At 67.5% G+C, this 24,921-nt stretch carries 21 protein-coding genes; 8 read left to right on the forward strand and 13 right to left on the reverse strand.

What is annotated here, in order from left to right:
• The first annotated feature begins 20 nt into the window (after positions 1-20).
• A complete protein-coding gene (locus tag ACVKN3_RS09935) occupies positions 21-1,400 on the forward strand; it encodes an alpha-L-fucosidase (RefSeq protein WP_354515055.1) in 1,380 nt (459 codons plus the stop codon).
• On the opposite strand, the gene ACVKN3_RS09940 is transcribed toward ACVKN3_RS09935, so the two are convergent.
• The 3 genes from ACVKN3_RS09940 to ACVKN3_RS09950 form a co-directional block, all read right to left on the reverse strand.
• Complete coding sequence (locus tag ACVKN3_RS09940) at positions 1,384-2,439, reverse strand: glycosyl hydrolase family 18 protein (protein ID WP_285401913.1); 1,056 nt, start codon at positions 2,437-2,439, stop codon at positions 1,384-1,386. The genes ACVKN3_RS09935 and ACVKN3_RS09940 overlap by 17 nt on opposite strands.
• Entirely contained in the window at positions 2,436-4,061 is a 1,626-nt protein-coding gene (locus tag ACVKN3_RS09945; RefSeq protein ID WP_354515057.1) for an alpha-L-fucosidase, read from the reverse strand. Before ACVKN3_RS09945 ends, ACVKN3_RS09940 begins: the two co-directional genes overlap by 4 nt.
• Before the next feature lie 69 nt (positions 4,062-4,130).
• A complete protein-coding gene (locus ACVKN3_RS09950) occupies positions 4,131-6,866 on the reverse strand; it encodes a TonB-dependent receptor (protein WP_354515059.1) in 2,736 nt (911 codons plus the stop codon).
• A 350-nt stretch (positions 6,867-7,216) separates the two neighbouring features.
• Here ACVKN3_RS09950 and ACVKN3_RS09955 point away from each other — a divergent pair, with 350 nt between their 5' ends.
• Genes ACVKN3_RS09955 through ACVKN3_RS09975 form a run of 5 tightly spaced genes read left to right on the forward strand, consistent with a single transcriptional unit; the run spans position 7,217 to position 12,050 of the window.
• A complete protein-coding gene (locus tag ACVKN3_RS09955) occupies positions 7,217-8,239 on the forward strand; it encodes an aldo/keto reductase (RefSeq protein WP_354515061.1) in 1,023 nt (340 codons plus the stop codon).
• Positions 8,236-9,069, forward strand: coding sequence for an amidohydrolase family protein (locus tag ACVKN3_RS09960; RefSeq protein ID WP_354515063.1), 834 nt, complete (start codon positions 8,236-8,238; stop codon positions 9,067-9,069). The genes ACVKN3_RS09955 and ACVKN3_RS09960 overlap by 4 nt, the downstream gene beginning before the upstream one ends.
• Positions 9,066-9,863, forward strand: a complete 798-nt coding sequence (locus ACVKN3_RS09965) for an SDR family oxidoreductase (protein WP_285401904.1) — start codon at positions 9,066-9,068, stop codon at positions 9,861-9,863. The genes ACVKN3_RS09960 and ACVKN3_RS09965 overlap by 4 nt, the downstream gene beginning before the upstream one ends.
• A gap of 10 nt (positions 9,864-9,873) precedes the next feature.
• The gene (locus tag ACVKN3_RS09970; RefSeq protein ID WP_354515065.1) at positions 9,874-10,737 is read left to right on the forward strand and encodes a fumarylacetoacetate hydrolase family protein; all 864 of its coding nucleotides are present in this window, start codon (positions 9,874-9,876) and stop codon (positions 10,735-10,737) included.
• Positions 10,731-12,050, forward strand: a complete 1,320-nt coding sequence (locus ACVKN3_RS09975; protein ID WP_285401900.1) for an enolase C-terminal domain-like protein — start codon at positions 10,731-10,733, stop codon at positions 12,048-12,050. The genes ACVKN3_RS09970 and ACVKN3_RS09975 overlap by 7 nt, the downstream gene beginning before the upstream one ends.
• 68 nt (positions 12,051-12,118) lie before the next feature.
• Here the strand turns inward: ACVKN3_RS09975 and ACVKN3_RS09980 are convergent, their stop codons facing one another.
• On the reverse strand, positions 12,119-12,472 hold the full coding sequence (locus ACVKN3_RS09980; protein WP_285401898.1) for an L-rhamnose mutarotase: 354 nt from the start codon (positions 12,470-12,472) through the stop codon (positions 12,119-12,121).
• Positions 12,469-13,770: an L-fucose:H+ symporter permease gene (gene fucP / locus ACVKN3_RS09985; protein WP_354515068.1), complete on the reverse strand. Its 1,302-nt coding sequence runs from the start codon at positions 13,768-13,770 to the stop codon at positions 12,469-12,471. The genes ACVKN3_RS09980 and fucP overlap by 4 nt, the downstream gene beginning before the upstream one ends.
• A 177-nt stretch (positions 13,771-13,947) precedes the next feature.
• Between fucP and ACVKN3_RS09990 the strand changes: the two genes are divergently transcribed.
• Positions 13,948-14,721 (forward strand): IclR family transcriptional regulator, encoded by a 774-nt coding sequence (locus ACVKN3_RS09990; RefSeq protein WP_354515070.1) that lies wholly within the window; start codon positions 13,948-13,950, stop codon positions 14,719-14,721.
• Here ACVKN3_RS09990 and queA read toward each other — a convergent pair.
• The 8 genes from queA to ACVKN3_RS10030 are packed head-to-tail and all read right to left on the reverse strand — an operon-like array spanning position 14,718 to position 23,081.
• Positions 14,718-15,752, reverse strand: a complete 1,035-nt coding sequence (gene queA, locus ACVKN3_RS09995) for a tRNA preQ1(34) S-adenosylmethionine ribosyltransferase-isomerase QueA (RefSeq protein WP_354515072.1) — start codon at positions 15,750-15,752, stop codon at positions 14,718-14,720. The two genes, ACVKN3_RS09990 and queA, sit on opposite strands and share 4 nt — an antisense overlap.
• A gap of 56 nt (positions 15,753-15,808) precedes the next feature.
• Entirely contained in the window at positions 15,809-18,181 is a 2,373-nt protein-coding gene (locus ACVKN3_RS10000; RefSeq protein ID WP_354515074.1) for a hypothetical protein, read from the reverse strand.
• Positions 18,178-19,407 (reverse strand): DUF3142 domain-containing protein, encoded by a 1,230-nt coding sequence (locus tag ACVKN3_RS10005; RefSeq protein ID WP_354515076.1) that lies wholly within the window; start codon positions 19,405-19,407, stop codon positions 18,178-18,180. Before ACVKN3_RS10005 ends, ACVKN3_RS10000 begins: the two co-directional genes overlap by 4 nt.
• Entirely contained in the window at positions 19,404-20,006 is a 603-nt protein-coding gene (locus tag ACVKN3_RS10010; RefSeq protein WP_354515078.1) for a response regulator transcription factor, read from the reverse strand. Before ACVKN3_RS10010 ends, ACVKN3_RS10005 begins: the two co-directional genes overlap by 4 nt.
• Positions 20,003-20,170: a hypothetical protein gene (locus tag ACVKN3_RS10015; RefSeq protein WP_354515080.1), complete on the reverse strand. Its 168-nt coding sequence runs from the start codon at positions 20,168-20,170 to the stop codon at positions 20,003-20,005. The genes ACVKN3_RS10010 and ACVKN3_RS10015 overlap by 4 nt, the downstream gene beginning before the upstream one ends.
• Entirely contained in the window at positions 20,167-21,378 is a 1,212-nt protein-coding gene (locus ACVKN3_RS10020; protein ID WP_354515082.1) for a sensor histidine kinase, read from the reverse strand. The genes ACVKN3_RS10015 and ACVKN3_RS10020 overlap by 4 nt, the downstream gene beginning before the upstream one ends.
• Positions 21,379-21,384: 6 nt before the next feature.
• Positions 21,385-22,164 carry an ABC transporter permease gene (locus tag ACVKN3_RS10025; protein ID WP_354515084.1) on the reverse strand — a complete coding sequence of 260 codons (780 nt, stop codon included), beginning with the start codon at positions 22,162-22,164 and terminating at the stop codon, positions 21,385-21,387.
• Positions 22,161-23,081 carry an ABC transporter ATP-binding protein gene (locus ACVKN3_RS10030; RefSeq protein ID WP_354515086.1) on the reverse strand — a complete coding sequence of 307 codons (921 nt, stop codon included), beginning with the start codon at positions 23,079-23,081 and terminating at the stop codon, positions 22,161-22,163. Before ACVKN3_RS10030 ends, ACVKN3_RS10025 begins: the two co-directional genes overlap by 4 nt.
• A 202-nt stretch (positions 23,082-23,283) precedes the next feature.
• Here ACVKN3_RS10030 and ACVKN3_RS10035 point away from each other — a divergent pair, with 202 nt between their 5' ends.
• A complete protein-coding gene (locus ACVKN3_RS10035) occupies positions 23,284-24,789 on the forward strand; it encodes an aminotransferase class III-fold pyridoxal phosphate-dependent enzyme (RefSeq protein ID WP_354515088.1) in 1,506 nt (501 codons plus the stop codon).
• The last annotated feature ends 132 nt before the right edge of the window (positions 24,790-24,921 follow it).

Genomic DNA, 24,921 nt, shown 5'->3' on the forward strand with positions numbered 1-24,921 from the left:
CTGTGCTGGAGTGCCTGCCCATGTCGACGTCCGTTCCGTTCCGCCGCCTGAAGACCTGCCTCGCGACGGCGCTGCTGGCGGCCCTGCCGGGCATCGCGCCGGCCGAGTCGTTCACCGACGTCAAGCCGTCGCCGCAGCAGGTGGCCTGGCAGGACCTGGAGTTCGGCGTCATCGTGCACTTCGGCACCAACACCTTCCTCGACCGCGAGTGGGGCGACGGCACCGCGTCGCCCAGCGTGTTCAACCCCGACAAGGTCGATCCCGACCAGTGGGCGCGCGCGGTCAAGGCGGCCGGCGTGCGCTACATGGTGCTGGTGGCGAAACACCATGACGGTTTCGCCCTGTGGCCCACCGACCAGACCGATTATTCGGTGAAGGCCAGCCCGTGGAAGGGCGGCAAGGGCGACCTGGTGCGCATGGCGTCCGACGCGGCGAAGAAGAACGGCCTGGGCTTCGGCATCTATCTATCCCCCTGGGACCGACACGATCCGCGTTACGCCAACGCCGCTGCGTATGACAAGTACTACCTGTCCGAGCTGGAAGAACTGGTGCAGCACTACGGACCGCTCACCGAGTGGTGGCTGGACGGTGCCGGCAGCGCGGGGCATGTCTACGACTTCGCCAAATACGTGGAAACGCTGCGGACCTACCAGACCAACGCGATGATCTTCGCCGATGTCGCCCTGTTCGACTACGGCGACATCCGCTGGGTCGGCAACGAGGACGGCGTGGTGCAGGGCGAAAACTGGAACGTCATCGACCGCCACGGACAGCTTCGCTGGCGGCCCCTGGAAGTGGACACGCCGCTGCACAAGGGCCACTGGTTCTACAGCTCCAGGCCGGACTTCGGCACGTCGCTGAAGACCGTGGACGAGCTGATGGACAACTGGGAAAGCAGCGTCGGCCACGGCGGCCAGCTGATGCTGGGCGTGGCGCCGGACACCCATGGCCTGCTGCCCGAGGCCGACGTGCGCCGGCTGGCCGACTTCGGCAAGGCGCTCAAGGCACGCTACGGCGATGCGGCCAACCTGGTGGCCCAGCATGCGCCCACCGACGCCAACACCGCGGCGGCCCTGGACGACGATCCGTCGACGTTCTGGTCCGCACCGAATGGGTCGGCCAATGCCTCACTGGAAGTGGACCTGGGCCGCGAAGTCACCTTCGATCGCGCCATGACCATGGAATGGCTGGACGGCGGCCAGAACGTGCACGGCTATGCGGTGCAGGTGTGGGATGGCAACGGCTGGAAGACCGTCGCCCAGGCCCAGGCGATCGGTCACATGAAGATCGATCGCTTCGCGCCGGTTACCGCACGGCGCGTCCGCCTGAACATCATTTCCGCCGTGGGCACGGCGCGTATCCGCGAGTTCAAGCTGTTCGCGGTCAACGCACCGCGTTAGGCAGCTCGTCCCAGATCTTCGGGTCTTCCGAACCCAGCACCCAGGCGCAGAAGCCTTCCAGCCCGTATTGCTTGACCACGTCGTAGCGGTCGCGGAAGGCGCGGGCATCGGGCAGGAACACCCACTCGCGCATCTGGTCGCGGTAGAAGTAGAACCACGACTCGTGCTCCACCGGGTCCCACTGCATGGTGACGCCGAACTGCTTCGCCAGCGGGAACGATTCGTCGGCATCGATATAGGTGCCGGAGATGTTCGAGTTTTCCTTGCCGTCCGCGCCCACCGGGTTGCCGGTGAACCAACGGTAGCCGTACAGGCCGATGCCCAGCGACAGCTTGTCCTTGGGCACGATCTTGATCGCGTACTGCAGCTGTTCCATCACCCAGGGCATGCCCGCCACCGGGCCCGGTGTGGTCCAGCGCGTGTGCTGGTCGTAGGTCATCAGGCAGACCAGGTCGAGCACCTTGGACAGCTCCTTCAGATCGTACGCGCCGCGCCAGTATTCCCACATCCACTTGCCGAAGGCGCCCTGCCCCGCATACCCCGGTGCATTGGGGACCACGGCCATGCTCAGCTTCAGCCCGTTCTTGTGCAGCGCCTCGTAGGTCTGGCGCGTGATCAGGGTGAGCGCGTCGCGATCGGTCCAGGCGATGTTCTCGAAGTCGAACTGGTAGCCGACGAAGCCGTGCAGCTTCGCCTGTTCGATCATGCTGGCGATCATCGCCTTCTTCGCGGTTTCGTTGGTGAGCAGCGCGTGGAACTTGGCGCGGTCGCCCGCAGCCGACACGATGGGCATCACCGGCAGCTTGTGTGCCTGGGCGATCTTCAACACGTAGTCGTCGGGACCACCGGAGACCAGGCCGTTTTCGTCCACGCCGTACCAGGTGGGCACCAGCAGGTCGATCTTGTCCACGTGCGCCTCGAACGAGGCCACCGATTTCTGCGTGCCCATCAGGTAGAACAGCGCCACGGGCGCCTTGGCGAACGCGGCCAGCGGCAGCCAGAACAGGCCGGCGACGATGAGGAGTTTCCAGCGATTCATGGGGAGGCCTTGGGGGTGGTCGGCGTGGCCAGCGTGATGCGGTACACGTAGGCGTCGCTGCCGACGGGATGGGAGGGAACCCGCAGGTGAAGCCCGGTGCCGTCCTGGGTGAAGGGCACGTTGCTACCGTCCGCCAGCAACTCGACCTTCGACACGGCGTCGGTCGGCTTGATCGCGTGCACGGTGGCCTTACCGGCGGCCGGCCAGCCCAGCTCGATCGCGTAGAGCTTGCCGTTGCCGGTGGTGAAGCGGAAATCGTCCGCGGTGAACGGCTTGGTCTTGGTGTCCTGGAACGTGCCGCCGATGACCTCGGTGGGGCCTTCGCCGTACACCCGCCACGGCTTGCTGCCGTAGATGGCCTCGCCGTTGACCTTCAGCCACGCACCGATGCCGCGCAACGTATCCTGCGCGCCCTGCGGGATCGTGCCGTCCGCGCGCGGACCGATGTTGAGCATCAGGTTGCCGTTCTTGGAGACCACGTCCGCCAGCAGGTGGATGATGACCGTGGGCGACTTGTAGGTGTCGTGGTCGATGTAACCCCACGAGGCCTCGCTGACCGACGTGTCGGTCTGCCAGTGCGTGGCGTGGATGCCGGTGAGCTGCCCGCGCTCGATATCCAGCGTGCCGGCGCCCTCGGGGAAGTCGCCCAGCTTGTAGTTGACCACCACGCCGTCGCGTTTCGCGCCCTGGTTGTAGTAGTACGACAACAGGGTGGGCAGCGTGTTGCGGAAGGTCGGGTGACCGATCCACCAGTCGAAGTAGATGATGTCCGGATGGTAATCGTCGATCAGCTCCGCCGTGCGGGCCAGCCAGTCGTCCAGCCAGGCCTGCGAGACGAAGGTCCAGTCGTCGGCCAGGTTCTGGTCGTCCTTGCTGAGGTGGTCCACCGCCGGCCCGTAGAGCCCGGCGTTGGCCGGATCGTTCACGTCGGAAGCGAAGTGGCGACCGCCGTCGAAGAACCAGTCGTGCTCGGCCCGGTGGGACGACACGCCGAAGCGCATGCCCTGTGAGCGGATCGCCTTGGCCAGCAGGCCGATGACGTCGCGTTTCGGGCCCTTCTGCACCGCCGTCCACTCGGACAGCTTCGAGTCGTACATGGCGAAGCCGTCGTGGTGCTCGGCCACGGGCACCACGTAGCGCGCCCCCGCCTCACGGAACAGCGCCGCCCAGGCGTCCGGATCGAACCGCTCCGCCTTGAACATCGGCACGAAATCCTTGTAGCCGAAACGCGACTGCGGGCCATAGGTGGCCACGTGGTGCGCGAATTCCTTGGTGCCCTGCTGGTACATGTTGCGCGAATACCACTCGCTGCCGAAGGCCGGCACCGAGTAGACGCCCCAATGGATGAAGATGCCGAACTTGGCGTCGTCGTACCAGGCGGGCGAGCGGTAGCCCTTCAACGAAGCCCAGTCGGGCCGGAACGGACCCTTGGCGACGTCGGCACCGACATGATCGAGGATGGCCTTGCGCGCCGGGGCGAACCGGGCGGTGGCCTGCTGCCAGCGCAGGTCCTGGACCTGCGGCGACACGGTGCCGGCGGTGGGCGCCGTCGCTTCGCCCGCATGGGCGGCACCGAACGCCAGCGCCGCCGCGATGAGGGGGACCAGGGATCGTCGCACCATCGAAAGAACTCCTCGTTCCGTAAAAAAACCCGGCGGCGCCGCAGGGAGACGATCGCCGCCGGTAGCGCGCTAAAGCTTGAAGTTCAGGGTCATCGAATACGTACGGCCGCTCTTGTACTCACCGATCGGAGCGTACTTGATGTCGGCGTACTGGTAGTACGTCGAATCCAGCAGGTTGGTCGCGCTCAGCGTCACGCCCATCCATTCGTTGACCTGGTAGGACGCGCTCAGGTCCAGTTCCTTGTACGCATCGGCGAACACGTTGGAATTCAGGCGACCCACCTGGGTGAAGTACGGGGAACGGCGGCTGTAGTTGATGCGCGCCGACCACGGACCGTGCTCGTAGTAAGGGATGATGTTGACCGTGTTCTTGGACAGGTACGGCAGGTTGAGCTTGCCGCCATCGGCCTGGGTCTGCGTGGTGGCCTTGCTGTACGTGTAGTTGGTCTGGATGCCGAAGCCGTAGCCCAGGTCCTGCTGGTAGATCAGCGACAGGCCCGAGACCTTGGCGTTGGACGCGTTGACCGGGGAGGTCACCTGGTACAGGTTGGTCTGACCCGTGGTCGGATCGGTCAGCGAGCGCTCGCTGGTGGTCGTCACGATGTAGCTGTCGATCTTGCGCACGAAGCCTTCGACCGAGAGCAGGCTGGCCGGGGCGAAATACCACTCCGCCGACACGTCGAAGTTGGTCGACTGGTAGGGCTTCAGGTCCGGGTTGCCGGCGCTGGCGGTGAAGTTGCCGGTGGATGCGCCGTTGAGCGACGTGGCACCGGCGAGGTCACCGTAACGCGGGCGGGCGATCACCTTGGCGATCGACGCACGCAGCACCTTGTCCTCATCCAGGTCGTAGGCGACGTTGAGCGACGGCAGCGGCTTGTAGTAGTGCGTGGTGTTCGACACGGCGCTGTACGTGCCGCCGTTGTTGTTCACGTAGTAGTTGGAGGTGTCCTTGGTATCGACATAACGCACGCCGACGTTGCCGCGCCACTTGCCGGATTCGAAGTCCAGCTGCAGGTAGGCGTCCTTGGTGATCTCCGCCACGCCGAAGATCGACGGGTAGTTGATGGTGTACGGGCCCTGCGGCTGCGACTTCAGGTAGTTGACCACGCTGCTCTGGCTGGCCGTGGCCCAGTCGGTCATGTTGCCACTGGCGTGCAGTCCGTCGTACAGGCCGCTGGGGGTGGAACCCGGATCGAAGTCGGTCAACGACACCGGATCGGTGGTGTTGATGCGGTTGCCGCGCGACTGCGTGCCGTTGAAATGGTTGGTGTACTTCACGCCCATTTCGATCTGGTTGATCGGGCCCCACGACAGGTCGCGAAGCGCGTCGAACTGCGCGTAACGCTCGCGGTCGGTGGTCTGCTCGTAGTAGATGCCACCGGCCTGGTTCTGGCCCGGCAGGGTCGGATCGCCCGGGGGCGAGTTGGCCGGCGAACCCGGCAGGCCCCAGTTGGCGGCGGAGCCGTTGTCGTAGTTGGTGCTGGTGTTGCGGCCGTCGTAGCCGAAGTTGTAACCGCCGTTCTTCAGCAGGTACTTCATCAGGTACTCGGGATCCTTGCCGCCGCTGGCGCTGGTGTAGCCCACCTGGCTGGTGAACTGCCACTCGTCGCCGGTGAAATCGTGGCGCAGGTTGATGCTCTTGGTCGAGACTTCCGTCTGGCGGTAGTTGGCATCCAGCTCGGCGTAAGGCTGTGGCACCTTGGCGGCGGCGTTGGGCGTCACCACGCCGTTGGTGATGTAGCCGTTGCTGTTGGTGATGCTGGTCAGCTTGTCAAGGTCGCTACAACCCGGGCACACATAGCGCGCCTCGCTGAAGTTGTTGTATTTACCCTTGACGTACAGGCCGGTCAGGTTGAATTCGTTGTGATCGTCCGGGCGCCACTGCAACGTGGACTGCAGGCCGTTGCGCTCACGGGTCTGCTGGAAGTAGTCGCTGTTGATGCCCACCGGGATCTTGGAATTGGCGTAGTTCGGGTCGCCGGTCACCGTGGGGTTGCTGGTGATCTTGTCGCCCGTGGTGTAGCCGAAGAATTCGATACCGGCGCGCGACAGGTTTTCCTTGTCGTGCGTGACGCTGGTCAGGAAGCCGAGCGTGCTGTCGTCGTTCTTCCAGCTCCACAGCGCCGAGGCGCGCGGGTTGCCCTGCGCGGAGCGGTCGTTGTAGTTGTAGCCGAGCGAGCCGCGCAGCGTGTTGGCCGGCAGGTCCAGCGGCTTGCGCGTCTGGATGATGACCGTGCCGCCGATGCTGCCTTCGTCGATGTGCGCTTCGGGCGACTTGTACACCTGCATGTTGCCGATGATCTCGGGCGACAGCAGCGAGTAGTTGAACGTGCGGCCGCTGGTGTCGGTCGGGTTGCCGCCCCAGTCGCCCGAGGCGATGGTCTGGCCGTTCAGCAGCACGCGGTTGAGCGCGGCGTCCGTGCCGTTGACGCTGATCTTCTCGCCTTCGCCGAACTGGCGATCCACCGTGATGCCCGGCAGGTGCGACAGCGACTCGGCCGCGTTGGTGTCCGGGAACTTGCCGATGTCGGTCGCGCTGATCGCATCCACCACGGCGTTGGCGTTGCGCTTGATGTCGATCGCCTTCTCCAGGCTGCCGCGGTAACCGGTGACGGTCACGGCCTGCAGCGTCGCAGCCTGCTGTTCAGCGGCGCGTTCCTGGGCGGTCTTGGCTGCGTCCGGCTTGTTCGGGTCCGCGGGCGCGCTGGCGGGCGCGGCGGGAGGTGTCGTGGTGTCCTGGGCGTGCGCGGCGGCAGCGAATGCACAAAGGATGCTGGCGCACAGCAGGGTCTTGTTGATGGTCATGCGGATGTTCTCCCCCAAACTCTTCTTATTCCGGATGCTGGCGATCCGCCCGGCAGGCAGTGCGCTTCGTCCGTACGGAACCGCAACCGTCGGCGACGGCGCGGGCTAACAGCCCATGTATTCGTGGCACCCGTCATCGACCCCGCGCCGACAACGTTGTCATCCGTGGTGTGTTGCTACCCACCGTCCGTTTACTGGCGAACGCAGTATTCAGATATGTTTCGCACGATTCAAGTTGCGCTGCAACAAAAATTTCATCGCGCCGTCACCTGTACACAGGTTCACCTATAAACGTAGTATTTATACCTGTGCAGGCGATACCGTCTGCCGTGTGTTTCCCTGGAGCCCCCATGCCGCTGCCGTCCGCGAGCCCGACCGCCACTGTGCCGCCCGCCCGTTGCGCCACGCTTTCGTCGCTGGCCTTCGGTGGCGCGCCGGTGGGCAACCTCTACACCGAGGTGGACGAGGCGGAGGCGCTGCGAACCCTTCGCAAGGCGTGGGAGGGTGGCATCCGCCACTTCGACACCGCGCCCTATTACGGTTTCGGCCTCAGCGAAAACCGTATCGGCGAGGCGCTGGCCGACCTGCCGCGTGACAGCTACGGGCTGTCCACCAAGGTGGGCCGACTGGTCGAGGATGCTTCCGGTCGCCACGGCGACCAGGACGGCTTTGCCGTGGACGGTCGTGTCGCCCGTTTCGACTACAGCCGCGACGGCGTGCGTCGCAGCTTCGAGGCAAGCCTGCGTCGCCTGCGCACCGATCGCATCGATATCCTGTTCCTGCACGACATCGGCGCGCTGACGCATGGCCCGCGGCATGCCGAGGTACTGGCACAGGCCCTGGACGAAGCGCTGCCGGAGATGGCGCGCCTGCGCGACGAAGGCGCGGTCGGCGCCATCGGTATCGGCGTCAACGAGGAAGCTGTCTGCCTCGATGTCATGGCCCGCTTCCGGCTCGACGCGATCATGCTGGCCGGTCGTTACACGCTGTTCGAACAGGCCGCTAGCACGCGCGTGATGGCGAAGGCCCAGGCCGACGATGTGGCCATCCTGGTGGCCGGTCCCTACAACTCCGGCCTGCTCGGCAACGCCGACCATCCCGGCGCCACCTACGATTACGCGCCAGCGTCGCCCGCCGTACGCGAGCGCGCGCAGCGTTTCTACGACGTGTGCCGGCGCACGGGCGCGGACGTCGGTGCAGCCGCCCTGCACTTCCCGCTGGCCCATCCCGCGGTGGCCAGCGTGGTCTGCGGCCTGCGTTCGGTGGCGGAAGTGGACACCGCGCTGCGGCGTCGCGCCACCGACGTGCCTGCTGCGACATGGCAGGCACTGATCGACGAAGGCCTGCTCGCCCCCGGGGTGCCCACGCCATGATCGTCGACGCACATCGCCATTACTGGGATCCGTCGCGCCTGCACTACGGCTGGCTGGCCAATGCACCGCCCTCGCTGCAAGCGACCTTCCTTCCCGAGGATGCCGGTGCGCCGACGGATGCCTGCTTCCTCGTCCAGGCTGCACCGGACGAACGCGAGACGCGCTTCCTGTTCGAACTGGCCCGCGCACGGCCCGAGGTGTTGGGCGTGATCGGCTGGATCGACATGGAAGCGGCCGATGTCGGTGCGCGCCTGGACTGGCTGCTCGCGGACGGTCAGGGCCTGCTCTGCGGCATCCGTCCGATGGTGCAGGATATTCCCGATGTCACCTGGCTGGCCTCGCAAGGGCTCGACCGGGCGTTCGATCACCTGCGCGACCGCGATCTGGTCTTCGAGGCCCTGGTCGACGGTCGCCACCTGCGCACGCTGTCGACGCGACTGGCCCGGCACCCGGGCCTGCGCACGGTGATCGACCATGCGGCCAAACCGGACATCACCGGCGGTGGCTTTGCCGAATGGGCCGGCGCCATCGCACGACTGGCGCAGATGCCGGATGTGTACTGCAAGTTCTCCGGCCTGCTCGACCGCACCGGTGCCGTCGCGGACCCGCGCGCGCTGGAACCCTACGTCGGCCACCTGTTCGAGACCTTCGGCGCCTCACGCCTCATCTGGGGCAGCGACTGGCCGGTGGTCACCACGCACGCTACCTACGACGCCTGGAAAACCGTGGCCCGCGCCTGCGTGCTGCGTCATGCCCCCCATGCCGAGTCGGCCGTCTTCGGCGACAACGCCATCGCTCTCTACTCCGCCGCATCGAGGTCTTCCCCATGACATCGTCCGCCCGTTCCGGCCGCCTGGCCGGCAAGCACGCCCTGATCACCGCTGCCGGCGCCGGCATCGGCCGCGCTACCGCACTGGCCTTCGCCGCCGAAGGCGCCACCGTGCTGGCCACGGATATCGACGAGCATGGACTGGCCGGACTGGCCGCTGCGCTCGACGAGCACCTCGCCGCCACGCCGTCGGCCGTGCGCGGTGCCTTGCGCACGCAGCGCCTCGACGTGACCGACGCGGCGGCGATTGCAGCGCTCGTCGCCGACGCGGGCCCGCTGGACATCCTCTTCAACTGCGCCGGCTACGTGCATGCGGGCACCCTGCTGGACACGGACATCGACGCGTGGCGCCGTTCGTTCGCGATCAACGTCGACAGCATGTTCCACACGTGCCGAGCGGTGCTTCCGGGCATGCTGGAACGCGGTGCGGGCAGCATCCTCAACATGGCGTCCGTGGCCTCCAGCATCAAAGGCGTCCCCAACCGCTTCGCGTATGGCACCAGCAAGGCCGCGGTCATCGGCCTCACGCGCTCCATCGCCGCGGATTATGTCGCCCGTGGCATCCGTTGCAACGCGATCTGCCCCGGCACGGTGAAAACGCCCTCGCTGGGCGACCGCGTGCGCGCGCTGGGCGGCGACGAGGACGCCGCATGGCGTGGCTTCACCGAGCGGCAGCCGATGGGCCGCCTGGGCGATCCGCAGGAGATCGCCGCGCTGGCCCTCTACCTGGCCTCCGACGAATCGTCGTTCACCACCGGCACCGTCCACGTCGTGGACGGTGGCATGTCGAACTGAAGGAACACGCATGAAACTCGTACGTTATGGACAACCGGGGCAAGAGAAGCCCGGCATGATCGATGTCGACGGCCAGCTGCGCGACCTGTCCGGCATCGTCGACGACCTGTCCGGCGCGACGCTGGGCAACGCCTCCTTCGCGCGCCTTGCCGCCCTCGATCCCGCATCCCTGCCCCTCGTCGCGGGCCAGCCGCGTTTCGGTACGCCCGTGGCGGGGATCGGCAAGATGATCTGCGTGGGCATGAACTACGCGGACCACGCCGCCGAGACCGGTGCGCCGGTGCCGGAGCAGCCGGTGCTGTTCATGAAGGCCACCACCGCCATCGGCGGGGCAAACGACACCGTGGTGATCCCGCGCGACTCGGTCAAGACCGACTGGGAAGTGGAGCTGGGCGTCATCATCGGCGAGGTCGCGCGCGACGTGTCGCTCGACGATGCGATGAGCCATGTCGCCGGCTATGCCGTCATCAACGATCTGTCCGAGCGCGAGTTCCAGCTGGAACACGGCGGCCAGTGGGTCAAGGGCAAGAGCTGTGACACCTTCGGCCCGATCGGCCCCTGGCTGGTCACTCGCGACGAGGTGGCCGATCCGCAGAACCTCTCGCTGTGGCTCGAGGTCAACGGTCATCGCTACCAGAACGGCAACACGCGCACGATGGTCTACGGCGTGGCCTACCTGGTCAGCTACATCAGCCGCTACATGACGCTGATGCCGGGCGATGTGATCAGCACCGGCACGCCGGCGGGCGTCGGCCTGGGTCTGAAGCCGCCCACCTACCTCAAGCCCGGCGACGTCATCGAACTGGGCATCGAAGGGCTGGGGCGCCAGCGCCAGGATGTGGTGGCGCATCCGGGAGACCGCCGCGCATGGTGAACATCACGGCGCTGGACACGTACGACGTCCGCTTTCCTACCTCGCTGGACCACGACGGTTCCGATGCGATGAACCCCGACCCCGACTACTCGGCGGCCTATGTGGTCATCCGCACCGACAGCCCCGATGGCCTGGCGGGCTACGGGCTGGTGTTCACCATCGGCCGCGGCAACGACGTGCAGACGGCGGCGCTGGCGGCGCTCGAACCGATGGTGGTGGGACGCCCACTGGACAGCGTGATCGATCACCTGGGCGACTTCGCGCGCGAGCTCAACGGCGATTCGCAGCTGCGCTGGCTGGGCCCCGAGAAAGGCGTGATGCACATGGCCATCGGCGCGGTGATCAACGCCGCCTGGGACCTAGCCTCGCGACGTGCGGGCAAGCCGCTGTGGCGCTTCATCGCCGACATGAGCCCCGAGCAGATCCTGGCGCAGATCGACTTCCGTTATCTCACCGATGCGATGACGCCCGAGCAGGCGCTGGCGATCCTGCGCGAGGCCGAGCCGCACAAGCAGGCACGCATCGCGCAGTTGGAAGCCGAAGGCTATCCCGCCTACACCACCTCGCCCGGCTGGCTCGGCTACAGCGACGCCAAGATGCAGCGCCTGGCACGCCAGGCGGTGGCCGACGGTTTCCGCACGATCAAGCTGAAAGTGGGCCTGCACCTCGAAGACGATATCCGCCGTTGCCGGCTCGCCCGCGAGACGGTCGGCCCCGACATCGCCATCGCCGTGGACGCCAACCAGCGCTGGGACGTGGGCACCGCCATCGACTGGCTGAAGCCGCTGGAAAGCGTGGGCCTGGCCTGGGTGGAAGAACCCACCAGCCCCGACGACGTGCTCGGCCACGCGGCCATCCGCCGTGCCGTGGCACCCACGCCGATCTCCACCGGCGAGCACGGCCAGAACCGCGTGCTGTTCAAGCAGCTGCTGCAGGCCGAGGCCGTCGACCTGATCCAGATAGACGCCGCGCGCGTGGGCGGGGTCAACGACAACCTCGCGATCCTGCTGCTGGCGGCGCACTTCGGCGTGCGTGTCTTCCCGCATGCCGGCGGCGTGGGCCTGTGCGAACTGGTGCAGCACCTGGCCATGGCGGATTTCGTGGCCATCACCGGCAAGAAGGAAGATCGCGCCATCGAGTTCGTCGACCACCTGCACGAGCACTTCGTCGATCCGGTGCGCATCGAACAGGGCCGCTACCGTGCGCCGTCCGCGCCAGGGTTTTCCGCGCAGATGCACACGAGCTCGGTGCGCGACCACCTGTTTCCCGATGGGATCGTGTGGCGTAGCCTGCCGCTCGTCGCGGGCGCCTGACAACACGCCGACGCCCGGCCGGCACCGCCGTGGCGTCGGCCTCCGTCGCGATCGCCGGAAGACGGCTTTCAGCTAGCCGCGCAGGCCGCCAGGTCGAAGATCCGCTGCATAGGCACCCATTTCTGCCCCGCAGCGGCCCACGGTAGCGGCTGCTGGAACGTCGACATCAGCGCTTCCCACGCTTGCACGCGCTCGCTGGCGGCATCGGCCGCGGCCTTCGCCGCGCCGTCGAAATCCGGCCCGACACGCATTAGCATCACCAGCCGGTTGCCCGTGCGGAAGATCTGCATGTCTTGGATGCCGGCCGTGCGGATGGACGCCACCACTTCGGGCCAGATGAATTCGGCCCGGTGCCAGCGCTCGTATTCGGCGATCGACGCGGGATCGTCGTGCAGGTCCAGCGCGAGGCATTGCCAGTTCATGCGACCACGCCCCTGGCCGCCGTGCGCCGCCAGGCGAACAGGAAGATGGCGACGAAGCACAGCATCGGCACCAGCATGGCGTGGGCGATGCCCAGGCGATCCGACGTGGCACCCATGACGGCCGTGACCACGGCACCGCCGACGATGGCCATGACCAGCAACGAGGCGCCGAACTTGCGTTCCGTGTCGCCACGGCCCTCCACGCCCAGCGCGAAGATGGTCGGGTACATGATCGACATGAAGAAACTGGAAGCCACCAGCGCGTAGATGCCGACGTGGCCGGGGACGAACGTGGCCACCGCCGCCAGCACCACGTTGATCAGCGCGAACGTGCGCAACACATGGGCCGGGCGCAGGTATTTCATGATGGCCGCACCGGCAAAGCGTCCCGCCATGAAGCACAGCAGCGCGGCGGTGATGTAGTTGGCCGCTGCCTTGTCCACGGTGCCCGGCATGGTGGCCTGGGCATAGCGGATCATGTAGCTGAAGACGGCCACCTGGGCACCGACATAGAAGAACTGGGCGAACACGGCCGACATGAAGCGACCGTCACGCAGCAGGCGACCGAGCACGCCGCGATCCACCGGTCCTGCCGACTCCGATGCGTCGACCGAGGTACGCGGGAAACGGGTGATGGCGATGAGCGCGGCCCAGACGACGACACCCAGCCCGATGACCAGGTAGGGCATCTGCACGGCCGCCGCTTCGCTCTTCATGTAGGCCAGGTGCGCCGCGGCATCCATGGCGGCCAGCTGCTCGGGCGAGCGTTCCACGCCGCTGAAGATGAAGTGCTGCCCGATCAGCACACCGGTGATCGAGCCCAGCGGATTGAACGCCTGCGCGAGGTTGAGCCGGGAGGCGGCCGACTCGCGTGGGCCCAGCAGCGTCACGTAGGGATTGGCGGAGGTTTCCAGGAAGGCCAGCCCGGCGGCGATCACGAACAGGCCGACGAGGAAGGTGCCGTAGGTGGCCGTGGCCGCGGCGGGCCAGAACAGCAAGGCGCCGGCGCCGTACAGCAGCAAGCCGAACACCACGGCCGGTTTATAGCCGAAGCGCCGCATGAACATGCCGGCCGGCAGCGCCACGAGGAAATAGCCGAGATAGAAGGCGCTCTGCACCAGGCCGGCATCGAAGTCGGACAGCGTGAACGCCTTCTTGAACTGGGCCACCAGCACGTCGTTGAGGTTGTTGGCCACGCCCCAGAGAAAGAACAGGCTGACGATCAGCACGAGCGGGAACAGCGGGGCTCGCGCCAGGGCGCGCGTCGGGGTCGCCGTGATCGGCGTGTGCTGCTGCATGCGATGTCTCCGCTGACATGGCCCGGGACGCGGGATGTGCAAATATGAACTTATTATTCACCAGCATAACAAGCTGCGCTGCAGCATGGGCATGTCGGTAGCGATGTATATACACGCCCGCAGCCAGCCACACGCTAGACTTGCCATGCACCGTTTCTGCCCATGCCACGGAATGCCATGCCCCCTGCCGATTCGCCGAAGTATCGCGCCCCTGCCCTGGACAAGGGCCTCGACATCCTCGAACTGCTTGCCCGGGCCACCCAGCCCTTATCCATCGCCGAGATCTCCGAAGGCGTGGGACGCTCGCGCGGCGAGATCTTCCGCATGCTCCAGGTGCTCGAGGAACGCGACTATATCGCCCGACCCGACGGCGAGGGAGCCTACTCGCTCACGCCGCGCCTGTTCCGGCTGGGCATGGAACAACCGCCGGTCAGGAACCTGATCGAAACCGCGATGCCGGTGATGCACCGGCTGGCCGACGGCATCGACCAGTCGTGCCATCTCGTGGTGCCCTCGCAAGAGCAGATCGTGGTGATCGCGCGGGTCGATCCCCCCGGCGAGACCGGACTGGTGGTACGCGTGGGCCATCGTCGCCCCATGTCGCATTCCGCATCGGGCTATGTGCTGCTGGCCTGGCAGACCGACGACACCCGCGAGCGCTGGCTGCGTACCATGGCCGCGCACGATCCGGCGCTGGACCGTGCGCGTGTGGACGCGACGGTGGCGAAGGTACGCGCCGCGGGCCTGGCCCGCATCGCCAGCGAAGTGGTGGATGGTGTCACCGATCTCTCGGCACCGATCATCGAAGGCAACCATGCGGTATGCGCCCTCACGGTGCCTTTCATCGAGCGGCGCGGTGCAAGGATCGACATCACGGCCACCGCCCGCCTGCTGGCGGACGCCGCGGCCGAGGTCTCACGCGAGCTGTCGCACGGCGTGCCGGGGATCTAGCCGCCGCGCGGCGGGTAGATCAGCATCGCGTCGCCGTAGGAGAAGAAACGGTAGCGTTGCAGCACGGCGTAACGGTAGGCATCCAGGATGGTTTCCTTCCCCGCCAGCGCCGAGACCAGCATCAGCAGCGTCGATTGCGGCAGGTGGAAATTGGTGATCAGCGCATCGACGCTGGTGATGGTGTAGCCGGGGAAGATGAAGATCTGCGTCTCGCCGGCAAACGGACGCAGCACGCCCTCCACCGTGGCGCTTTCCAGCGCCCGCACCACCGTGGTGCCCACCGCGATCACCCGACCACCCGCCGCCCGCGTGGCGCGGATCTTCTCCACCAGCGCAGCTCCTACGTTCAGCCATTCGCGGTGCATGACATGGTCACGCACATCCTCCGCACGCATGGGCTGGAACGTGCCGGCACCCACGTGCAGGGTGACGTAGCCCATGTCCACGCCGGCGTCGCGCAGGCGCTGCAGCAGGTGCTCGTCGAAGTGCAGGCCGGCGGTGGGCGCGGCGACGGCACCCGGCTCCCGCGCGAACACGGTCTGGTAGCGCTCCATATCGGACTGATCGGCGCTGCGCTCGATGTACGGCGGCAACGGCATCTCGCCCAGGCGCGACAGCAGCCGCTCCAGGGGCTCGCCCGACTCGAAGCGCAGCAGGAAGAACTCGCCGTCGCGTCCCAGCACGGTGACCATGCTGCCGTCGGCCAGCTCGATACGGCCGCCCTCCTTCGGCTTCTTGCTGACGCCGAGCTGGGCCCGCGCCTCGTGCGCACCGGTGACCCGCTCGATCAGGATCTCCACCGCGCCGCCCGACTCCTTGCGGCCGTGCAGGCGGGCCGGCAGCACGCGGGTATCGTTGAACACCAGCAGGTCGCCCGGGCGAACCATCTCGGGCAGTTCGTCGAACTTACGATCCTTCTTGGTATGCGCGGCCACGTCGACCACCAGCAGACGGCTGCCGGAGCGCCGCGCGAGCGGCGCCTGGGCGATCAGGTCGGGCGGAAGGTCGAAGTCGAAATCGGATTTCTTCACGGCGGGTACGGCATCGGGAGCGGGTGGGGATTATCCCCCATCCCGCTCCCGGCCGTTCAGGCCACCGTCCGGCGACGGCGCCGGCGGACGATCAGGGCACCGATAGCCGCCACCAGCGCGACGAGCACGACGATCTCGATCACCAGGTGCTTGTGCACGAACTGCTTGACCGCCCTCACCTGCTGCGCACGCTTGAGTTCACGCGCCCGATCGAAGTTCGGCGGCTCGCAGTTCATGCCGAAGTTGTCGGCCCACGCGACATGCGGCCCCTGCTTCACGTAGCGCTCGTAATAGATGCGGGCACGGCGCGACCGTTCGTTGAGCGGTTTATCCGCTTCGCCATCGGCGGCCTCGTCGTAATCGGGCGGACCCTCGCGCATCCAGCGGGTGGCCATGCACAGCGTGGCCGCGAACGCCTGCGAGCGCGGCGGCAACAGGTCCGCCGCTGCCGCGGCGTGGTCGGCTGCCACGTAGCGATAGTGGAAGCGGCGATCGGGCTGTGCGTTGCTGTCGGCAAAACGTTGCCGCTCGCCGGCGGTCACCAGGTCACCCTTGAGCGTCGCGACCGACTGGCCGCTCCCGCCCTGGAACACGCCGCCGTTGTCCGCGAAATCCGGGGCCTGTTCGAAGCCGAGGATTTCCATGCCGTGGTCGCGCGCGAGTGTCGCCGCGGCGAAGCGGGCTTCGGCCTTGCCGATATCCGTCCAGCGGTGGTCGCCGTCGTGCACGTCGTCGGCATAGGCCTTGGCCGTGGCACGCAGGTCCACCTCGGCATAGCGCTTGTCCACGCCCGCCGGGAAATAGGCCAGCGCGTCGTCGAAGCGCCCGGCGCGCATGAGCCGGCGCGCCAGCATCCAGCGCAGGCGGTCGCCGAACAGCAGCGAGGCCGCCGTCACGTCCTTGTCGTCGGCCTTGGGAGCCGCCGATGCCCTGGGTACGTTGGCGTCCACGAACGTCTTCAGTTCATCGACGGTGAGCACGCGCTCGCCGATGTACATCGTGTCGTTGCCGTAGCCCGCGCCTGCGCTCTCGCCATCCTCGTCGACGACATTGCCGTCGCCGCCGACCGCATTGGACGCTTCGAACATGCGCGTCATGGCTTCCACGTAGTCGCCACGGGACAGCGCGAGCACGCCGCGCTCACCCATCAGTTGATGGACGCTGCCGGGCTCCAGCGAGGCCTTCGGATCGTCCGCGCGCGGGAACGCCTTGGCCGCCTCCGCATAGGCCTGGGCTGCCGCGTTGCGATCGCCTCGGCGCAGGGCCAGCTTGGCGCGCACCCAGCTGGCCAGCGGACCGTCCGCATGCGCCAGCAACGCCTGTGCGGCGTCGTAGCGGCCCAGCTCGTAGGTGAGCGAGGCCAGGCGATCGGCCACGGCCACCTTGTCCGGACCGGCCTTGTCGATCGCATCGAGCAAGGCGCCGAGCACGGGATCGGGCTTGCCGTCGGTGGACTGCGGGGCCACCCTGGCCAGCGCGTAAGTGACCAGCAGCCGCTGCGACACCGGACCTTCCACCAGCGCCTGCGCCTGCTCGGGCACGGCCAGCACCGCGCCGGCGATCGCCGCCAGCGATTCCACCGCGCCGCGTGATCCGTGCCCGGCCTGGGCCGCATACAGCGCGATGGCGTGCTTGAGGTCATTGGGCGCCAGTTGCGCCACGCATTCCTCGCCCTTGACCATGTCGACCCAGAGGCAGGCGGTGTCGCCGGCATACAGGCTCAGGCGCGCTTCTTCGCCGAAACTGGCCACGGCAAGGCCCTGGGCATCGGATGCGCCTGCGAGGACGCGGGCCCGGGTGTCCTGAAACGCTTTCGCCGCCGCGGCGCGCTCCGTCGCGAAAGCGGGTGTGCCGGTGGCTCCGGCCGCACGCAGCGCGTGCACCTCGCCCAGCATGTACGCCGCCCACGCGCCGCGCGCCTTCGATGATTCAGGGGGCAACGCCGTCACCGCCTCGAACTGCGCCTGCGCGCTGGCCAGGGCCGCCGCGTCGAAGGTCGCACACGGCGGCTTGCCGCTCGGCTGGCCGTATTCGTTTTCCGGTGCGGCGGGGCACGCCGCCGTCGCACGGTTCCACTCGACCGCGCCCGCTACGTAATGGCGTACGTCGTCCGGCAGGTCCTTGCCAGCATCGAGTGCCTCGGCCGCACCGGCCGACGCCATGATCGCCTTGACCCGCTCGGCCTGGTCGGCAGGCAGGTCCGGCTTGACCGACGGCTCCTCGAACGGTGCCGTCTCCACGGCGGCCAGCGTGTCCGTGGCCGGCAGCAGGTGCGCCGCCTCGAAGGCGAAGGTGTTCTGCGGCACGGCGGCCAGCGTGGCCGCGCGATCGTCCAGCGTCTGCGTCGGGAACCAGGGCCCGCAGGCCCAGGTGACCGCGCCGGCCAGGGCCAGCACGCAGCCGATCGCCAGCGAATGGGTCTTCATCATGAAAGCGGCGCTCCTTCAGCGCGGAGGGAAAGGGTGGATGGCGTACCGGCCGGGCAATGTGCCCAGCCGATCGCGCGTTGCGCTTGTGCCGGTAACGGTCGTGCCTGCTGCGACACCAGCTCGAGACCCTCCCCGGTGTGATGCACCACGTAACCATCGATGCCATCGGCGACATCGCAGCCACGCGGCAGGGTAACCGACAGCGGCGGAGCCATGTCGATGCCGCCGGTGTTTTCCAGCACGACATCGGCGGCGGCGCCATCCTTGCCCGGGCGCAGCATGGCACGCAAGGGCGGTGCATCGAGGTGGCCGGTGACGACGCCTCGCCAGGTGGCGAGGCTCCAGGCCCGACGGTCTTCCGCGGTGGGTAGCCGAAACCAGGCGAAGCCGACAAGGCCACGGGGACGCTGCGCGGCCAGCCGATCGACGACGCGGCGAACAGCCAGCGGCGAGGCATAGAGCTCCGACGCCGCGATGCCGGCGGCCCGCAGGCCCTGCTCGCTTTCCACGGCGAGCATCGACCCGTCGGCGTTCCAGCTCACCCGCGAGCCGTACGTCGGCAAGGCCACGCGGAACGGCTTGCGCGTATGCCGCGCGAAGTCGTCGATCCAGCCCAGCGCCACGGCCGGATCGAACAGGCCCGCCTGCGGGGCCTGCACGGCATGCACCTGCAACACCGACGCGTCCGGCACGGCAAGCAGGTCGTCCAGGTCGGCCGAGCCGATCCAGGTCGGCAACGCCGTGATCGACAGCGGCGTGTCGCCCAGGGCGGGCTTGAGGCGGCGCAGGAACGCGGTGTACGCGGGCAAGCGTGCCGTGGGGCAGTCGTAGTCGATCTCGATGGCCGCCGCGGGCAGCGACGCGTCGCGGGCGATGCCGACGATGCGACTCACCAGCCCGGTTTCATCCAGCCGGGCAAGCCGCCCGTCGATGCGCACGACCAGGATCGCCGGGCGTCCGCTGGCGGCCAGGACCGCGCGGTCGGGCGCGAACGTGTGGAACGTGCCGTCGCGGTCGGCCTGGGCGACAAGCACGCGCCAGTCGCTGACCAGATCGCGCGAGGCCATGACCGACGCGCCCAGCGACGGTGTCCACTGCCGCTGCCAGATATAGGCGTCGTGGGTGAGCGGCGCCTCCGCATGGCGGCATGCCGAGACGACCAGCGCCAGCGACACGGCCACGGCCTGGCCCAGGCGACGGATCGAACGTCGACGGGCATCGCTCACAACCAGCCTTTCTGCCGGGCCAGCCGATACGCCTCGATACGATTGGCCGCGCCCAGCTTGCCGATCGCTTCGGACAGGTAGTTGCGCACGGTGCCGTGCGACAGGTTCAGTTGCACGCCGATGTCGCCGGCCGCCTGGCCCTCGCCGGCCAGGCGCAGCACCTGGCGCTCGCGATCGTTCAGGGGATCGGCATCCGACCAGGCTTCCAGCGCCAGCTGCGGGTCGATGGCGCGGCCGCCGCGATGCACCTTGCGCAACGCCTCGGCCAGGTTCTCGGCCGGGGCATCCTTCAACAGGTAGCCGCTGACGCCGGCGTCCAGGGCACGGCGCAGGAAGCCCGGACGCGCGAACGTGGTCACGATCACCACCTTGATCGGCAGTTCCTGCCGATGCACGCGCTGCGCGATCTCCAGTCCGGTCAGGCCGGGCATCTCGATGTCGGTAACCAGCACGTCGGGCTTGAGCCGCTGCAGTTCACGCCAGGCGGTTTCGCCATCGGCGGCCGTACCCAGCATCTCGATATCGGATTCCAGCCCGAGCAACGCGGACAGCGCGCCCCGAACCATGGCCTGGTCCTCGGCCAGCAAGACGCGGATCATGCGGCGTGCTCCAGCATGCCGCGTGCCGCCAGACCGCCGCAGCCGTTGTCCGTGATGCGCATCGAGAAAGCCTCCTGGTTCCGGGTGATGACCACGCGTGCCTCGGTGGCACGCGAATGGCGATGGATATGGGTAATGCGCAGGTCGCGGCATGAAGAGGTCACTGGGCGAACCCGGCATCGGTGGACAGCTCGCCGCGTGGCGGCGCCGACAGCCGGTCGGCGGGCGTCAGCGGTATCGCGATACGCACCCGCGTGCCTTGCGCACGGACGGATTCGAAACCGATGGACCCGCCCAGCGTGCGCACGCGCTCGCGCATGCCGCAGATACCGTTGCCCTCGTCACCGACGCCGCCCTTGCCGTCGTCCGTGACGGTGAGCACCAGCGTCCTGCCCTCGATCCCGACATGCGCTTCCGCGGTGGATGCCCGCGCGTGGCGATGCACGTTGGTGATCGCCTCGCGCAGGACCAGGGCCAGTTCGGATTCGATCCGCTCGGGCAGCACGGGCAACTCGCTGGTGTATTCGAAGCCGACCATCGACGCATTCAACAACAGGCGCGCCGACGCCAGTTCCGCGGCCAGGCCCGACGCGCGGATGCCAGTCACCGCCGAGCGCACTTCCGCCAGGGCATGCCGCGCCACCTGTTCGGCTTCTTCCATTTCCCGTCGCGCGGCGACCTCGTCGCGATCGAGCAGGCGACGCGACAGCTCCAGTTTCAGCGTGATCAACGACAGGGTGTGCCCGAGCAGGTCGTGCAGGTCGCGGCCGATGCGCTCGCGCTCGGCCATCGCCGCCAGGCGGCGTACTTCATCGTGGGACAGCTTCAGCTCGGCATCGCGCTGCGAATTGAAACGGTAGATGACGTTGATTGCCCCGACGCACAGCGCGATGAAACTCAAGCCAGCGATGATGGCCGGCGGCCAGTCGTGAAGGAGGTAGGCCACCAGCACGAAGCTGCCCAGGATGGCGGCCGTCCCGCCCAGCCAGCGCCGCGGCGATCCCTCGAAGCCGACGATGGCGCAGGCGTAGATGACATAGCATCCGCACGCGCTGGCGTTGACGTCCATGACCGCGAAGCCGAGCAGTGCGGACGCCGCGGCGAACCACGGCGTCAAGCGCAGCGACTGCGTATAGGCGAGCACGTAGAAGACGAGGAACACGGGAAACGAGATGCCGGTAACCAGCCACCAGTGCGGCTCCAGGGTCTTGGCGAACGCCAGGTCGCCGAACGCGTACACCGTCCAGACCAAGTGGAACAGGCTGGCAAGGCGCATGCGCGGCTTGTCGCGGAAGCGGTTCCAGAGCGAATCCGGCGTCGGCGTGAACCACGGGCGGGGCATGCGGGCATCCGAAGACAGGTGGGCGTTCATGCTACTTCAACCGTGCCGCCGCAGGCGCCGTGCCGCCAGCCACAGGAAGGCCACGGTGAAGGCGGCCAGCACGCCCACATGGATCGCGTTGCCGCCCTCGCCCAGGCCCACCGCGGACAGGGCCAGGCGGTCCAGATGGTAGGCCGGCCACAGCGGCGCGATCGACTGCAGGAACGACGGCAGAACCGGCAACGGTATCCACAGGCCGGACAGGAAGGCCATGGGCAGGTAGATGAGGTTGACCACGCCCGGCGCGCCCTGCCCCTTCACCAGCGTGCCGATCAGCAGGCCCAGCGCACAGAACGGCAGCACACCGAGCACTTCCAGGACGAAGAACGCGGCAAGACGCGACACCGGCAGCGACACCCCCGCCACGAAGGTGGCCAGGCTCATCAGGATGATCGAGATGATGGCGGCGACCAGCATGGCCATGCACATCTTGCCGAGCAGGTACGCACCCGGCGGCATCGGCAACGCGCGTTTCAGCGTCAGCAGGCCCGAGTCCCGCTCCAGCGCCAGCGACACGCCGAAGCCGAACAGCCCGGGTGCCATCACGCCGAAGGTGCCGTACGACGCCAGCAGGTAACGCGGCGCGTCGGCACTATTCGCATGGGACAGGAAAATCCCGAACATGATGTAGAACACCGACGGGAACAGCAGGGTCGGCAGGAGGAAACCCGGGTTGCGCAGGTAACGCAGGCATTCCGCCTTCGCTTCCTGCACATAGGCGTTGACGACACGGCGACCGCTCATGACCGGCGCGGCGATGCTCTCGATAGTGTTCATGCGGCCTCCTGGGCCATGTCGCCGGTCTCGGATTCACGGGTGATTTCGGCGAACGCCTCGGCCAGGCCGGCGCGCTGCACTTCCAGTTCGGACAGTCCGTCGTCGGCGGCAAGCAGCCGGCGCACGACGCTTTCGGCATCCGCGGTGGCGAGGCTCAGGCGACCGTGTTGCAGCTCGACGGAGGTAACACCCGGCCAGGCGGACACGGTGGCGATATCCGTGCGGGTGATACAGCGGACGCGACGCACCGCCACATGGGCACGCAGCGCATCGACGCTGCCTTCGGAGATGACCTTGCCGCGAGCCACCACGCAGACGCGGTCGGCCAGCGCTTCGGCTTCCTCGAGGTAGTGCGTGGTCAGAACCACGGCGCAGCCGCCAGCTACCAGTGTGCGGATGGACGACCACAGCGATTGCCGCGACGCGATGTCCATGCCGACGGTCGGCTCGTCGAGGAACAGGATCTCGGGGCGTCCGACCAGGGCCATGGCAAACTGCGCACGACGCTGCTGGCCGCCGGACAGGTCGGCGTATTTGCGACCCATCAGGTCCGTGATCCCAGCCAGCGCGGCGCACTCGGCGATGCCGCGCGGTGCCGGGTAGTAGCTGGCGGTGAGGGTCAGCAGTTCACGCAGCTTCAGCGTGGGCGGCAGGCTGGCCGACTGCAGCATCACGCCGATGCGTCGGCGCGCCTGGATGTCCTGGGGATCGCGACCGAACAGGCTGGCCGTGCCGCTGTCGGCACGGATCAGGCCCAGCAGCAAGCCGATGCTGGTGCTCTTGCCGGCGCCGTTGGGACCGAGCAGGGCCAGTACCTCACCCCGGTGGATGGAAAGATCGATGCCGTCGAGCGCGACGACGTTGCCGTAGCGTTTGCCGACGCGATCCAGACGTGCGATGCAGGTGTCGTTGTTCATGAGTGTCCTCCCTTGCGTCGCACCATATTTGACGGCAACCCCTTGACGGCAGTCGCTTGCGTCATTGTGCGGATGTGACAAGCGTCACCCGGGGGTTACGGGGCAAAAAGCCGCATGCTATGCTGGCTCATTAAACCCTTTACATATAGACACTTAGCGGCAGTGCCGCGTCATCCAGTGCGACAAGTACCAGGAGTGGGTTATGGACGTGATCGGTCTTCTGCATGAGCTTCGCGACTTCGGTGGTGCCGCGCGCACGCGGGGCCTCCCCGACACGGTGGTTTCCCGCTTCGCCGCCACCGATCCCGCGATGGTGCAGGCGATCGAGGATGCCGTGGCCTATCACCGTGCGCTGCGCGCCGACATGGCCGACTTCCTGCGACTGGACGAAGTGGCGCAGATCCACCAGTTGCAGGCCAGCCTGGTCAACTTCTATCCGGACGACGGCCTCAACCCCTATGTGCCGGCCGCCGCGCGCGGCCCGTGGGTGGTGACGCTCAAGGGCGCCGTGGTGCACGACAACGGCGGCTACGGCATGCTCGGCTTCGGCCACAACCCGCAGGCGATCATCGACGCGATGTCGCGCCCGCAGGTCATGGCCAATGTGATGACCGCCAACGTCGCCCAGGTGCGCCTCTCCGACGCGCTGCGCCGCGAGCTGGGCCACACGCGTGGCGGCAGCCCGTACACCCGGTTCCTTTGCCTGAACTCCGGGTCCGAGTCGGTGACGCTGGCCGGCCGCATCGCCGACGTCAATGCACGCATGATGACCGACCCGGGCGCACGCCACGCCGGTCGCACCATCAAGCGCCTGGCGGTCAAGGGCGCGTTCCACGGCCGCACCGAGCGCCCGGCGCTGTATTCGGATTCCTCGCGCCGCAACTACCAGCAGCACCTGGCCAGCTTCCGCAACGAGGACACCCTGATCACGGTAGAGCCCTACGACGTGGCGCAGCTACGTGCCGCGTTCGCCGAAGCCGACCGCCAGGGCTGGTTCATCGAGGCGATGTTCCTCGAGCCGGTGATGGGCGAAGGCGATCCGGGCCGCGCGCTCACGCCCGATTTCTATGCCGCCGCGCGTGAACTCACCCAGGCCCACGGCACGCTGCTGCTGGTCGATTCGATCCAGGCGGGCCTGCGCGCGCACGGCGTGCTTTCCATCGTCGACTATCCCGGCTTCGAGTCGCTGGACGCGCCGGACATGGAAACCTTCTCCAAGGCGCTCAACGCGGGCCAGTACCCCTTGTCCGTGCTGGCCGTTACCGAGGCCACCGCCGACCTCTACCGCAAGGGCATCTACGGCAACACGATGACCGCCAACCCGCGCGCGCTCGACGTCGCCGTCGCCACCATGGCCGAGCTTACCGACGAGGTGCGCGAAAACATCCGCGCCCGCGGTCGCGAGTTCGTGCAGAAGCTGGAAGGCCTGAAAACCGAACTGGGCGGCCTGATCACCAAGGTGCAGGGCACGGGCCTGCTGTTCTCCTGCGAGCTGGCGCACGAGTTCAAGTGCTACGGCGAAGGTTCCACCGAGGAATACATGCGCGAGCGCGGTGTGGGCGTCATCCACGGCGGTGCCAACTCGCTGCGCTTCACGCCGCACTTCCGCGTCACCAGCGCCGAGGTGGACCTCATCATCGAGGAAATCCGCCATGCGTTGAAGGAAGGTCCGCGGCGTCAGGTGGCGGCTTCTACGCGGGCAGCGTAAGAGACAAAGCCAGAACCACCGTGGCTCGTATGGCGCGGCGAGGAGGCGCTGGGTGGGAGTGGAAAAGCAAAGCGTTGGCAACCTCGTGCGGCCCGCCCTGGAAATGCCGCTCCGCGCGACGCCGCGAGCGTT

This window comes from Luteibacter sp. PvP120 (assembly GCF_054055715.1).

What these genes read in the sequence shown, in the direction of transcription:
- ACVKN3_RS10020 (WP_354515082.1), bottom strand. Translation starts at nt 21,378, where the DNA reads ATGAACGCCCACCTGTCTTCGGATGCCCGCATGCCCCGCCCGTGGTTC.
- ACVKN3_RS10010 (WP_354515078.1), bottom strand. Translation starts at nt 20,006, where the DNA reads ATGATCCGCGTCTTGCTGGCCGAGGACCAGGCCATGGTTCGGGGCGCG.
- ACVKN3_RS09950 (WP_354515059.1), bottom strand. Translation starts at nt 6,866, where the DNA reads ATGACCATCAACAAGACCCTGCTGTGCGCCAGCATCCTTTGTGCATTC.
- ACVKN3_RS09955 (WP_354515061.1), top strand. Translation starts at nt 7,217, where the DNA reads ATGCCGCTGCCGTCCGCGAGCCCGACCGCCACTGTGCCGCCCGCCCGT.
- ACVKN3_RS09975 (WP_285401900.1), top strand. Translation starts at nt 10,731, where the DNA reads ATGGTGAACATCACGGCGCTGGACACGTACGACGTCCGCTTTCCTACC.
- ACVKN3_RS10025 (WP_354515084.1), bottom strand. Translation starts at nt 22,164, where the DNA reads ATGAACACTATCGAGAGCATCGCCGCGCCGGTCATGAGCGGTCGCCGT.
- ACVKN3_RS09940 (WP_285401913.1), bottom strand. Translation starts at nt 2,439, where the DNA reads ATGAATCGCTGGAAACTCCTCATCGTCGCCGGCCTGTTCTGGCTGCCG.
- ACVKN3_RS10030 (WP_354515086.1), bottom strand. Translation starts at nt 23,081, where the DNA reads ATGAACAACGACACCTGCATCGCACGTCTGGATCGCGTCGGCAAACGC.
- ACVKN3_RS09945 (WP_354515057.1), bottom strand. Translation starts at nt 4,061, where the DNA reads ATGGTGCGACGATCCCTGGTCCCCCTCATCGCGGCGGCGCTGGCGTTC.
- ACVKN3_RS10000 (WP_354515074.1), bottom strand. Translation starts at nt 18,181, where the DNA reads ATGATGAAGACCCATTCGCTGGCGATCGGCTGCGTGCTGGCCCTGGCC.
- ACVKN3_RS09965 (WP_285401904.1), top strand. Translation starts at nt 9,066, where the DNA reads ATGACATCGTCCGCCCGTTCCGGCCGCCTGGCCGGCAAGCACGCCCTG.
- ACVKN3_RS09960 (WP_354515063.1), top strand. Translation starts at nt 8,236, where the DNA reads ATGATCGTCGACGCACATCGCCATTACTGGGATCCGTCGCGCCTGCAC.
- ACVKN3_RS09980 (WP_285401898.1), bottom strand. Translation starts at nt 12,472, where the DNA reads ATGAACTGGCAATGCCTCGCGCTGGACCTGCACGACGATCCCGCGTCG.
- fucP (WP_354515068.1), bottom strand. Translation starts at nt 13,770, where the DNA reads ATGCAGCAGCACACGCCGATCACGGCGACCCCGACGCGCGCCCTGGCG.
- ACVKN3_RS09935 (WP_354515055.1), top strand. Translation starts at nt 21, where the DNA reads ATGTCGACGTCCGTTCCGTTCCGCCGCCTGAAGACCTGCCTCGCGACG.
- ACVKN3_RS09970 (WP_354515065.1), top strand. Translation starts at nt 9,874, where the DNA reads ATGAAACTCGTACGTTATGGACAACCGGGGCAAGAGAAGCCCGGCATG.
- ACVKN3_RS09990 (WP_354515070.1), top strand. Translation starts at nt 13,948, where the DNA reads ATGCCCCCTGCCGATTCGCCGAAGTATCGCGCCCCTGCCCTGGACAAG.
- ACVKN3_RS10035 (WP_354515088.1), top strand. Translation starts at nt 23,284, where the DNA reads ATGGACGTGATCGGTCTTCTGCATGAGCTTCGCGACTTCGGTGGTGCC.